The following is a 12,157-nucleotide window of genomic DNA, read 5'->3' as shown; positions in this document are numbered from 1 at the left end:
TCAGTTTTTAATATCTATTTTTAAGCATGAATCTCTGTTGGTTTTTTGTAAAATCTTTTGTTAATAATTTTTGCTTTTACTTTTTTCTTTCTAATACATATATCTACATCTCTTCCAATTTCTGAATAATTAGCATCTATAAGAGCAAATCCTATACTTTTATTCAAAGTTGGAGATTTATATCCAGTTGTTACATATCCTATTACATTCTCATAAGCCATAACCTCATACCCTTGTCTTGCTATACCTTTACCTGTAAGTTCAAATCCAATAAGCTTTCTATTTAAACCTTTTTCTTTTTGCATTTTTAATTCATTTTTTCCTATAAAATTACCTTTATCTAACTTTACAAAGAATGAAAAACCAGCTTCTAGTGGCGTTATAGCTTCACTTAATTCATTTCCATAAAGGGGTAATCCAGCCTCAAATCTTAATGTATCTCTGCAACCCAATCCACAAGGTTTAAGTTTATATTTTTCACCTACTTCCAATAATTTGTTCCATATTTTTTCTACATCTTCATTTTTGCAATATATTTCAAATCCGTCTTCGCCTGTATATCCAGTTCTAGATATTAGAACTGATGTTTGGTCAACTTTTATATTTTTATTGAAGTAAAATGATTTAATTTCATCTAAATTTTCATCGCATATTTCTTGAAGTACTCTTTGAGATAAAGGTCCTTGAATTGCAAGTTCTGAAATTTCACTAGAGATGTTTTCTATTTCTATATCATAATCTTGTTTGTTTTCATTCATCCACTTAAAATCTTTTTCTATATTACTAGCATTTATTACTAAATAAAAATTATTTTCATCGAATCTATAAACTAATAAATCATCAACTACACCTCCGTTAGGATAGCACATAAACGTATATATAGCTTGATTATCTTCTAATATTTCTATGTCATTTGTAAGTAAGTTTTGTAAGTAAGACTTTGCTTGCGCACCTTTTATAATAATTTCTCCCATATGAGATACATCAAATAATCCAGCATAATTTCTTACAGATTCATGTTCTTTTATTAAGCCTTCATATTCTAGTGGCATATACCATCCCGCAAAGTCTATCATCTTTGCGCCTAAAGCTTCGTGTGCACTCAGTAGATACGTTTTTTTTAAATTTTCCATATCAAACTTCTCCTTAATATATTTTTAGAAAATTAAAAAGAGGATATAGAAATAAATAATATTCCTATATCCTCTGTTTCTTGTACCTGAAAGTTTTAATACTTATAGTATCATTTCTTCTTCGGCGCCTTACAATTAAGGGCTTTCCAGAGATCCATCAGTTAACGATTCCTTTGCCTGAAAGTTTCTTTGAAAATTGGAAGTTATTCAAATTTCTCCGTCGGCTCTTTATTTAAAAAGTATCTCTCGCTAACATCACCTGGTTTATTTAATTTTTATATTTAAATTGTAGTATCTTAATTTATTAATTGTCAACAAATTTTATTAACTAATCAAATTTAAATTTATTTAATTTAATATATCTTCTGTGGTATCAATCTAAAATCAATCCCTTTAGAATATTCCATCTTATAAACTTTACAATTTAATTTTTTAGAAATTTCTATAACTCTTTCTATATTTTCTTTGCTACAATCTTTTCCTAAGTAAATAGCTTTTACTTTCATTAGACTTTTTTCTATCCCACATTCCCCACTATTACTTTTTAATATAATTCTCCATTCATTTTCATATTGCCAGCTTTTGTGTTTCATTGTCAATGTGAAATATAATAAAAACATAGAATCTACTTTTAACTCATCATTATTTATTAGATTAGATAAAGTATTTTTTAAGACTTCAGTTATTTCTACTTTTTTATCTATATAACTTACTTTTAGCAAGCAATCATAAAAATCACTATTTCTATCTAAGTTATCTATATCATATTCAATACACATACCTCTATGGTTATCTCCATAATGAGTCCATAGAGGTATGTTATATATGCTAGTACTTAGAGATAGTATTTTTATATGATCACTAAAACTATTTAAAACTTTATCTATCTTACTTATTATTTCTGATTTTGATAAGTTATTTGCTGGACAATCTTCTCCTTTTAAGAACTGTATTATCTCATCTTCATTATAATGTACTGGTAGTAAGTCAAAGGGATCATTTAAGTGCTCCCTATTTGAAAAGTATAGCTTTCCATCTTCTAAATTTTTCAGTCTATTTTCATCTATTTTTTGGTATTTGTATAACTTACTTGGAACATGTATATTTTTTAAATCTTTAGCTTCTTGCACTTTCCCTTTAGTATATAGTTCGATAAATTTTTCTTCCCATTTCATTTTCATATATTTGTCTTTCCTTGATTTAATAATTATTTATTATTTCATTCTATATACTAATAATTATGTGCACATATTTAAATAAATATAAGGCTAGAAAATTTTCTAGCCTTATATTTGTTTTTTATTTACTTTTTATAACTTCTATAGCTTTTTCTGAAAGTTCATCTCTTCCCTCTTTTATTCCATCTATAGTTGGCTTTATGTAAATATCTGGTTTAAGACCTATTCTTTGAGTTTGTGAGCCATCTGGGTTATAAACTCCTAGTCCAGTTATTAAAGTTGTTACACCTCCTGGCAAATAAACCTCTGTTACATTTCCATCGGTACCAATAGAGTTACTTCCTATTACTTTAGCATTAGTTCCTTTTTTTAGTGCCATTACAGTAAACTCAGATTGACTTTGACTTCTTTCATTCATTAATATCATTACTTTTCCTTTATAATGCTTTTTATCATCTGGGTTAACAATTTGATCTTTTTCAAATATAAATTCCCCTGGAACTGATTGACTAGGTACAGATATTTTTGAAAAAATTGTTGGTTTTGAAATAATCATTTTACCTAAATCATAAACAATAAATTCAGATGGATATTCTCTTAAATCTACTATAATACCTTCTGTATTCATAAATTTGTTCATTATTTTATCTATTTCATTTTTCGATAATTGTCCTGGGTTAATATATCCTATATTTCCATCTAAAAGCTTGTGTGATGGCTCTTTTATATCAAACATTGATTGATCATTATAACACTTAACATTTTTAATTATGTCTTTCCCATCTCTTTTTAGTTTTAGCTTAATATTATCATTTGAAGTTCTAAATAAATATCCTTGTAAGCAATTTACAATAGCTTCTTTTCTTGAAAGAGATCTATATTTAGATTTTTCTTTTATAACTTCAAATATGTCTTTATCATTTATTTCTAATACTATATCTCCTGGCTTCAATTCGCATTTATTCTTGTATTTAGGAAATATTTTTTTAATTACAATACTGTCTTCAACTAAATCAAATTCTATAGGAGCATATTTATTTCCCCAGTATTTAGTTAAAGTTTCATTTATATCATATACCGCTGCGTGTGGATCATGTATTTTTGTTGTAAGTTCTGAAATTGCTAATTTATAATCTAACTCACTTTTAGTATTTACAAACTTAGGTATAAATGTAGTTAATACTTCATCCCAATTTTCTTCTATTATATCTGTATATGGATAATAGTATTCTATTATATTCCAATATCTAAACAAAGCAAGCAATTTGTAACCATCGTCATCATAGTCCATTTCTTCATATAGGTTTTCATTTTCAAAGTTAGAAAGTCCTACCTCTTTATCAAACGTAGTATAAGCTTTGTTTCTTTTTGAAATGTTAGAGTTTGAAATCTTAACTAGTAATTGACTTAAATCTTTATCTAGATAATTAGTATTTTTTATCCAACTTAAATCTCTTTCAAGAGCTATTTTTTTGTTTTCAGCATTTTTACCACTAGAATTTTCTTCTACATCTCCTATGTTCTTAACCCACGTATATATTACTTTATTAGCTTCTTGCGAATTTTTTGCATTTAACGTATCTGGCATAACTCTAAATAGTTCATAATCAAAGTTTACATTCCCAGCTACAACCTCAGGATGATAGTACTTTACAACACCCCATACTTTACATAATTTTTTTAAATTATCAATCTGATTTGTATTTAATTTTTCAATTTTTATATTGCTTCCACTGTCAAATTCTTTGTCTGAGTTTCTTTTAGTTCCATTTACTATTACTAGTACAATTATTACAACAAGTAACCTCCATATCCATAAGTTGTTTTTAATCCACTTTTTCATCTCATCCTCCCATATTTTACCACTTATTAATACCTAAATATTAGCATCATATATTACATTTTTCTACATATACACTTTCAACGTAACTTTTCCGTAATTTTTCAGAATAATTTGATGAAAATATTTCTATATTTTGAATATAATCTATAGGAGGTGATTTAAATTAAATATGACACTCATATCAATGGCGGTATATTTTTAGGCATGTTATTTTTAGGTCCATTTTATAATTACATAATTTCCAATTTCAATTTAATAGAAATTTCTATTTTCCTGTTATTATATATTTACTTCTTAAAATTAGGTTCTATTTTTCCTGACATAGACTGTCCACAATCCTACTTAGGAAAAAAGTTTCATATTTTATCTAAAATAATTAATAATAAGCTTCACCACAGAGGCTTTACTCACAGTGCCTTATTTATATACTTTTTAATTTTTTTATCATTGTTAATAAATATTTTATTTAAATTATTCTATCCTTACATCTTTGTATTTTTAGATGTATATATATCTATAATATTTTATGGTTTTATATTAGGTTGCATATCTCATATACTTTTGGATATGTTCAACTCTAGTGGAGTTTGTCTTCTTTATCCATCTTGTAAAAAATACAGGTTACCTTTAGCGCCTGTAATAAAGGTTGGTTCTAATGCTGAGCTTTCTCTTAACTCTTTTTTGAGTTTACTTACAAATATTTTAATTGTAATGTATATTTTTAATTTAATTAAATATTTAGCATAAAAAACCCCTTATAATAGTTTTTTTAAACATATATTTCTATTGTTTAAATAAATCTTATTATAAGGGCTATTTTTTATAAGATACATGCCTTTTCTGAATATGCCTTTTCTAATTGTTGAACTATACCTTCATTATTACTAGCTATATCTCTATAACTAAACAATATATTTCCTTTAACCTCTGGGTACTCTCTATTTATAGCAATTTGTTTATCTAACTCTTTAGCTGTTTCTGCCTTATTTATACTTTGTGCAATATATAGTTTTACATTTGTGCCTTCCACTACGTTTGACCACCATCTTACTAGTGTTTCATACGGATTTTTTTTGTCGTTAGTTGCCCAATATATTTGTGGTGCTATGAAATCTACAGTTCCTTCTTGTATCCAAGTTAAAGGATCTGAATATAAAGCATAATAACCTTCTTGTGCATTTGTATTAGATCCATTTATGTCACTACTCTTATTTTTCCATACTGGGAAAGGACTTATTCCAAACTGAACTTTTGGATTCGTAGCTTTTATAACTTTATATATAGTTTTTATTAAATAATTTATAGCTGATCTTCTGTAATCTCCAACATTTACACATTCCCAGCATCCACATTTACATATCCATTTACACTCACATTTTGGCATAGGATAACCTTCTGGATAGAAATATTCATCAAATATTATTCCGTCTACATCATAATTAGAAACTATTTCAAAAACTGTAGTTGCTAAATAGTTTATTACCTCTCTATCTTCAGGATTGTATGAAAGTGCATCTTTAAATTCCAAAACCCAGTCAGGATTTAATTTTGCTGGATTATTATCTGCTAATACACTTAAATCAGTTCCTTTAGTAGTTACTCTATATGGATTTAGCCATCCATAAAACTTCATATTTCTTTTATGTGTTTCATCTAACATAAATTGAAGTGGGTCATACCCTGGATCTTTTCCTTGTGTTCCTGTAAGATATGATGACCATGGATTGATTTTTGATTTGTAAAAAGCATCTGATGTAGGTCTAATTTGAACCATAACTACATTAAAATTTAGACTTTGCAATTTATCTAATAACTGTATGAATTCTTTCTTTTGTGCTTCAGCATCATTTTTTGTCTTGGGCCAATCTATATCATATACTGTTGCTACCCATACACCCCTAAACTCATATAGTTTGCAGTCTACCCTCATGAAACACTCCCCCTAAAATAAATTTTGTGCATTTAAATTACACTGACACTTTTTATTATATGTATTTCGGTAGAATTTTGTTAAACACTATTTTTAAAAGTATGTGTTATTTTAAACTTCAGCTAAAAAGCTAGTTCAAAATAAATAAATTTATTTCAACTAGCCTTTTATACTTATATATTTATCTCTCTCTTTAAATACTGTCTTCCACGTTGGTCTATTGCTACTAATTCCCAACCTTCTTGCCCGTATTTATTTAGTTCATCTTCTATATCTAATCCTTCAAGTGTTAATACTTGATATTCAAATTTTTTCATATTTACTCTCCAATTATTATTATTTTATTAACTTAAATACTATGCTTCGTTTTATATCTATAGCTTTTTTAGGACATAGTTCATGGCAGCAAAAACATCTTATACATTTACTTAAATCTATTTCTATTTTTGAATCTAAACTTATAACCTTTGCTGGACATGCCTCTATACACTTTTTACATTTCACGCACTTATTGTAAGAAACAACTGGTTTTGGAGTTAATAATTTCGTAAGAGGTTCATGTATAAACTTAGGTAAAGTCGATGATAATAACCTAAAATCTTTGCTTGTTTTTGGTATTTTAAAATCCTTTACAACAAATTGACTTATATCATCACCTATTGCTTTAACATCGCTTAAATCGTTCTTTATGTATCCTCTTTTTATACTTCCTCTTACAGTTGGAACCTTGTTTATATCTAAATTTATAAGTTTGCAAGCTATTGAATCTAACGCATATGGACTTGTTGATACTAAAGTTGTTCCAATATGTCTCGGACTTCCTGCAGAAGGTCCTTCTCCTTCCATGCCAACAATTCCATCCATAATAGTTAGTGTTGGATTTACATATGAACATATATCTAATAATACATCTTCACAAAATATTTCTTCGCTTGGAAATCTATAATGTATTTCTGCTTTTTTTAATCCCGCAATAGATCCATATAGATTTTTAACTCCTCCCGTAAATGTAGCCATACCATGAGTCTTTAATTTACATATATTAATTATATGATCAACTTCTTTTATTGGAGTTATTATATCCATAAATCTTAATGCTTTAGAGCTTTCATTTTCTACTTTTAATTCACTCACATCATAGTTTAGAGTTACACCTAATTCATCCGCTATATCTTTCATTCCAGTTGATTTGTATATACCTTTTAAAGCTGATGTAGTATACGGGCCTCCTGGACTATCAGCAATTACTATCTCACAATTTAATTTAAGAAGCATTTCGCATACAACTTTAACTACTGTTGGATGTGTTGTTGTAGCTTCTTCTGGTATCTTTTTCATAAGCAAATTTGGTTTTATTAATACTTTGCTATTTGGATTTATATATTTTTCTATTCCGCCAATATCTTCTAAGTTTTTCTCTATTGATTTTTTTATATTTTCATAGTTATAATCATCACATTTCCTTATTGATACAAATTTCATAATAATCCCCTCTTTTTAACCATTTAAATTACATTCTTTTTTTATTTTAGCATAAAAAAATTTGGTACGTTTATATTTAAAGTTATATGGCGTTACAATTTTGTCACTCAAAATTTAAAATCACACAAAAAGTACTACCTAAGTTTTAGGTAGTACTTTTTAATTTTATTTCATTAAACTATTTTACAGATATATTTATATTTTCATTTTCTTCATCAACTACTATAGTGCATCCGTTATATATTTCTCCTGCTATTAACTTTTTAGCTATCATAGTTTCTAGTACATTACTTATATATCTTTTTAATGGTCTAGCTCCGTAAATTGGATCATATCCTTCTTTAACCATTATGTCTTTTGCTCTTTCTGTAACTTCAATTTCTATGCTCTTATCTTGTAATCTATTTCTTAAAGATTTCATAAAGATGTCTATAATTTGTTTTATTCCTTCTTTATCTAATGGTTTAAACATTATAATATCATCAACTCTATTTAAGAATTCTGGCTTAAATCTTCTCTTCATTTCGTTCATAACTAATTCTTTAGCTTCATCATTAATATCTTCTCCAGCTTCTAATAAATATGAGCTACCTATATTTGAAGTCATTATTATGATAGTATTTTTAAAATCTACTGTTTTGCCTTTATTGTCAGTAAGTCTTCCATCATCTAATATTTGAAGGAATAAGTTAAATACATCTTCATGTGCTTTCTCTATCTCATCAAATAATAATACAGAATATGGATTTCTTCTTACAGCTTCTGTTAATTGTCCACCTTCCTCATATCCTACATATCCTGGAGGAGGCCCTATAAGTCTTGATACTGCATGTTTTTCCATGTATTCTGACATATCAATTCTTATAATATTGTCTTCACTATCAAATAGGTTATTAGCTAGAGTTTTAGCAAGCTCTGTTTTACCTACCCCCGTAGGTCCTAAGAATATAAATGAACCTATTGGCTTATTCTCATCTTTAAGTCCTGCACGAGCACGTATTACCGCATTACTTACAGCAGTTACAGCTTCGTCTTGTCCAATTACTCTTTTGTGTAGTTCATCTTCTAACTTTAATAGTTTTTCTCTTTCTCCCTCTACAAGTTTAGTAACTGGTATCCCTGTCCACTTAGCAACTATTTGAGAAATTTCATTTTCTGTTACTTCTTCTTTTAATAAAGCATTTTCATAGCTTTCTTGCATTTTTTCTTCATGTGCCTTTATTTGTTCTTCTAATTTAGGTATTACTCCATATTTTAGTTCTGCTGCTTTGTTAAAGTCATACTCTCTCTCATACTTTTCAACATTTCCTTTAGCTTCATCAAGCTGTGCTTTTAAATTTCTTATTTCTAATATTTGACTTTTCTCTTTTTCATACTTAGCAGTCATTTCGTCGTTTTTAGATTTTAATTCAGCTAACTCTTTTCCTAGTTTTTCAAGTCTTTCTTTACTTTTCTCATCATTTTCTTTTAGCAATGCTTCTCTTTCTGTTTCTAATGTTAATAACTTTCTTCTCACTGTATCAAGCTCTGTTGGAAGAGAATCTATCTCACTTCTAATCATAGCTCCAGCTTCGTCTATTAAATCTATAGCTTTATCTGGTAAAAATCTATCTTGTATATATCTATCAGATAATTTTGCAGCTGCAACTATAGCATTATCATGTATTCTTATTCCATGATGAATTTCAAATCTTTCTTTAAGTCCACGAAGTATTGAAATTGTATCATTAACACTAGGTTCTTCAGCCATAACTGGTTGGAAACGTCTTTCAAGAGCCTTGTCTTTTTCAATATATTGTCTATACTCATCAAAAGTAGTTGCTCCTATACAGTTTAGTTCTCCACGAGCTAACATAGGTTTTATTAAGTTTCCTGCATCCATTGCTCCATCAGTTTTTCCAGCTCCAACTATTGTGTGTATCTCATCTATAAATAAAATTATCTTACCTTCTGCACCTTGAACCTCTTTAAGAACTGCTTTTAATCTTTCTTCAAACTCACCTCTATACTTAGCCCCTGCAATTAAAGATCCCATATCTAATGAGAATATTACTTTATCCTTTAATCCTTCAGGGACATCGCCTCTAACTATTCTTTCAGCTAGTCCTTCTACTATGGCTGTTTTACCAACTCCTGGCTCTCCTATTAATACAGGATTGTTTTTAGTTCTTCTTGATAATATTCTTATAACTCTTCTTATTTCTTCATCTCTTCCTATTACAGGATCTAACTTGTTTTTCTTAGCTAATTCTACTAAGTTTGTAGCATATCTAGCTAATGCTTCATAAGTTCCTTCTGGATCTTGACTTTCTACTCTTTGATTTCCTCTAACTTTTGATAGTACATTTAAAAAATCATTCTTATTTATATTGTATTGCTTTAATATCTTACCTATATTTGTTTTTGATTCAACTTCCATTATTGCAATCATGACATGTTCTACACTTATATATGCATCTTTAAATTCTTTAGATATTTCTTCTGCTTTAATTAAAATTTCATTTATCTTTCTTGTAGCTGTTACTCCTTGTGAATTTATCCCTTCACCATGTATTTGTGGTAATTTATTAAGTTCTGAATTTATACTGTTATTAAATGCATCAACAGACACGTTCATCTTTTCTAGTATATTTGGAATAAGACCATCTTCTTGGTTTACAAGTGCACTTAATAGATGTATTGCATCCACTTGTTGGTTGTGATTTTTTACCGCTATATTAAAAGCTTCATTTAAGCCTTTTTGTACTCTTACTGTCATTTTTTCTATATTCATATACACAATACCTCCGTTATCTATAATATATATTAATTATTTATAAGTAATAATTTCTAATTTTATTTTTATTATCACTCTATAAAGTCGAGTGCTAACAAGTTGTTATTAATATAATATATTTATGATTTAGCTTTGTCAATATATTTTTTTATTTTTATGTTCTTATACAAAACAAAGCTACACCTTAATGAATTAAGGTGTAGCTTTAAATTTATCATTTATTCTATTTTAAATTTTTATTCTATCTACTAAATTTCCTATTGAATCTTTAATTGTTTGATATACATCAGAAGCCCATTTAACAATCATATTATTTTCATTTAATCCAAAACCATCCGAATTTTTTTCAAATATATCAATATTATTTTTAATTTCATTTGGTATTTCTTTAATTTTTTCTATCTCACTTTCTCTGAAATCTTTATCTCCTATAAAATCTTTTGTAAATCCAATTACATCAGAAGTAATATTTTCAACTGTTGAAGCTGCATTTTCTAGTATACTTGATATAGAATATTCTTTATTAGAATCTGATATTTGAAAAAGGTTAAAAGAGCCTAATGACTCACATCCTGTGGCACTGAAAATAACAATTGATAAAGTTAATACTATAGCTAATTTTTTATATATCTTAATATTCATTTAATCATCTCCTTAGTTAATTTATAAATATATTTTAATATTTAAATCTTAAAGTAATCTTTCTTTTATCTTAAATAATTCTTAAAATTTATTTTTCTAAAACTTTAAAACTAAAAAGGGATATGCATTAATACATATCCCTTTTTAAAGCTATAATAAAATCATAATTAATTATCTTTTATTTTCTATTATGTTTGATATAATTCCTTTACATCTTCCGCATCCTGTTCCTGCTTTAGTTACTTCTCCAACTTTTTCAACTGTATCAGCTCCGTTTTTTACTGTTTCTACTATTGTTTCGATTGATACATTCTTACATTTACATGCATTTTTTATAAGAGTTTCTACTTCTTTAAGTTCTTCTTCGTTTTCAATAACTATATCTGATATTTCTTTAAGTTCATCAACAGTTCTAGCTCCTTGTCCTTGAGCTTTTCTTACTTTTAAATATTTTTCCATTTCTAATGCCATATCTATATCTCCTAATCTGTAATTGTTTTCTTTTATATAAAGAAATTATTGTGTTATATATAGATATATCCATTATTAATAGATAATAAACAAAATTCTTGAAATTAAATTTTTTCACTCTTTATTCAATATAAAAAGCACTGATTTGATAGTATTCACTTTCAAAATCAGTGCTTTTTTTAGGAGTAATATTAATTACATCCTATTCCTCTTTTGACTTTTATTAAATATAGTTTGCAATTTAACTTGAACTCTAACCTTTGGACTTTAGACTAAAACTAACTGCACTCTAGTAGACCGAGGTTTTCTAGTAGATTCATTATATTTAATATGATACTTTTTTAAGTACCTAGCCACCATCACTCCCAAAGACACTACCAAAAGGTTAGATATAATCTAGCTTTTGCTTAGTAAGTGTTGGTTTGACAATTAACCTTAATTAACTGTCTGATTATATATTAACCATTCTCATAGATAATATGTATCTTTTAAAAAACTTTTTAATTATTTTTTATAAGTTAAAATTATTATGCAGTTATTATTCTACAAATTAAAAAGCACTGATTTGATAGTATTCACTTTCAAAATCAGTGCTTTTTTTAGGAGTAATATTAATTACATCCTATTCCTCTTTTGACTTTTATTAAATATAGTTTGCAATTTAGCTCGAACTCTAACCTTTGGACTTTAGACTAAAACTAA

General features: G+C 27.3%; 10 protein-coding genes and 1 riboswitch. Of the genes, 1 reads left to right on the top strand and 9 read right to left on the bottom strand.

What is annotated here, in order from left to right; all coding sequences use genetic code 11:
* Positions 1 to 20: 20 nt before the first annotated feature.
* From gcvT to ACN6I1_RS06135, 3 genes are all read right to left on the bottom strand, one after another.
* The gene (gene gcvT / locus ACN6I1_RS06145) at positions 21 to 1,133 is read right to left on the bottom strand and encodes a glycine cleavage system aminomethyltransferase GcvT (RefSeq protein ID WP_419743118.1); all 1,113 of its coding nucleotides are present in this window, start codon (positions 1,131 to 1,133) and stop codon (positions 21 to 23) included.
* A gap of 155 nt (positions 1,134 to 1,288) precedes the next feature.
* Positions 1,289 to 1,392, bottom strand: a riboswitch (glycine riboswitch).
* Between the two features lie 94 nt (positions 1,393 to 1,486).
* Positions 1,487 to 2,314 (bottom strand): DUF2971 domain-containing protein, encoded by an 828-nt coding sequence (locus tag ACN6I1_RS06140; RefSeq protein ID WP_419743117.1) that lies wholly within the window; start codon positions 2,312 to 2,314, stop codon positions 1,487 to 1,489.
* A 118-nt stretch (positions 2,315 to 2,432) separates the two neighbouring features.
* On the bottom strand, positions 2,433 to 4,154 hold the full coding sequence (locus tag ACN6I1_RS06135; RefSeq protein ID WP_419743116.1) for a S41 family peptidase: 1,722 nt from the start codon (positions 4,152 to 4,154) through the stop codon (positions 2,433 to 2,435).
* A gap of 204 nt (positions 4,155 to 4,358) precedes the next feature.
* Here ACN6I1_RS06135 and ACN6I1_RS06130 point away from each other — a divergent pair, with 204 nt between their 5' ends.
* Positions 4,359 to 4,901: a metal-dependent hydrolase gene (locus ACN6I1_RS06130; protein ID WP_419743115.1), complete on the top strand. Its 543-nt coding sequence runs from the start codon at positions 4,359 to 4,361 to the stop codon at positions 4,899 to 4,901.
* A gap of 73 nt (positions 4,902 to 4,974) precedes the next feature.
* On the opposite strand, the gene ACN6I1_RS06125 is transcribed toward ACN6I1_RS06130, so the two are convergent.
* The 6 genes from ACN6I1_RS06125 to ACN6I1_RS06100 all read right to left on the bottom strand — a co-directional run bounded on the left by ACN6I1_RS06125 (position 4,975) and on the right by ACN6I1_RS06100 (position 11,455).
* Positions 4,975 to 6,084, bottom strand: a complete 1,110-nt coding sequence (locus ACN6I1_RS06125; protein ID WP_220796460.1) for a glycoside hydrolase family 10 protein — start codon at positions 6,082 to 6,084, stop codon at positions 4,975 to 4,977.
* A 173-nt stretch (positions 6,085 to 6,257) separates the two neighbouring features.
* Complete coding sequence (locus ACN6I1_RS06120; RefSeq protein WP_021429391.1) at positions 6,258 to 6,401, bottom strand: DUF4177 domain-containing protein; 144 nt, start codon at positions 6,399 to 6,401, stop codon at positions 6,258 to 6,260.
* 19 nt (positions 6,402 to 6,420) lie between these two features.
* Complete coding sequence (locus ACN6I1_RS06115; protein WP_419743114.1) at positions 6,421 to 7,566, bottom strand: DUF362 domain-containing protein; 1,146 nt, start codon at positions 7,564 to 7,566, stop codon at positions 6,421 to 6,423.
* A gap of 178 nt (positions 7,567 to 7,744) precedes the next feature.
* Positions 7,745 to 10,339, bottom strand: coding sequence for an ATP-dependent chaperone ClpB (gene clpB, locus ACN6I1_RS06110; RefSeq protein ID WP_025162262.1), 2,595 nt, complete (start codon positions 10,337 to 10,339; stop codon positions 7,745 to 7,747).
* 231 nt (positions 10,340 to 10,570) lie between these two features.
* The gene (locus ACN6I1_RS06105; protein ID WP_419743113.1) at positions 10,571 to 10,984 is read right to left on the bottom strand and encodes a hypothetical protein; all 414 of its coding nucleotides are present in this window, start codon (positions 10,982 to 10,984) and stop codon (positions 10,571 to 10,573) included.
* Between the two features lie 171 nt (positions 10,985 to 11,155).
* Positions 11,156 to 11,455, bottom strand: coding sequence for a (2Fe-2S)-binding protein (locus ACN6I1_RS06100; RefSeq protein ID WP_419743112.1), 300 nt, complete (start codon positions 11,453 to 11,455; stop codon positions 11,156 to 11,158).
* Positions 11,456 to 12,157: the final 702 nt, after the last annotated feature.

Source organism: Paraclostridium dentum (genome assembly GCF_048568265.1).
Taxonomy (GTDB): Bacteria; Bacillota; Clostridia; order Peptostreptococcales; family Peptostreptococcaceae; genus Paraclostridium; species Paraclostridium dentum.
Note: the sequence above shows the minus strand (reverse complement) of the source record. Positions and strands in the feature narration are given on the sequence as shown.

Bases quoted from the DNA above. Each gene is read 5' to 3' on its own strand.
- ACN6I1_RS06115 (WP_419743114.1), bottom strand. From the start codon at position 7,566: ATGAAATTTGTATCAATAAGGAAATGTGATGATTATAACTATGAAAAT.
- clpB (WP_025162262.1), bottom strand. From the start codon at position 10,339: ATGAATATAGAAAAAATGACAGTAAGAGTACAAAAAGGCTTAAATGAA.
- ACN6I1_RS06130 (WP_419743115.1), top strand. From the start codon at position 4,359: ATGTTATTTTTAGGTCCATTTTATAATTACATAATTTCCAATTTCAAT.
- ACN6I1_RS06135 (WP_419743116.1), bottom strand. From the start codon at position 4,154: ATGAAAAAGTGGATTAAAAACAACTTATGGATATGGAGGTTACTTGTT.
- ACN6I1_RS06120 (WP_021429391.1), bottom strand. From the start codon at position 6,401: ATGAAAAAATTTGAATATCAAGTATTAACACTTGAAGGATTAGATATA.
- gcvT (WP_419743118.1), bottom strand. From the start codon at position 1,133: ATGGAAAATTTAAAAAAAACGTATCTACTGAGTGCACACGAAGCTTTA.
- ACN6I1_RS06105 (WP_419743113.1), bottom strand. From the start codon at position 10,984: ATGAATATTAAGATATATAAAAAATTAGCTATAGTATTAACTTTATCA.
- ACN6I1_RS06140 (WP_419743117.1), bottom strand. From the start codon at position 2,314: ATGAAAATGAAATGGGAAGAAAAATTTATCGAACTATATACTAAAGGG.
- ACN6I1_RS06100 (WP_419743112.1), bottom strand. From the start codon at position 11,455: ATGGCATTAGAAATGGAAAAATATTTAAAAGTAAGAAAAGCTCAAGGA.
- ACN6I1_RS06125 (WP_220796460.1), bottom strand. From the start codon at position 6,084: ATGAGGGTAGACTGCAAACTATATGAGTTTAGGGGTGTATGGGTAGCA.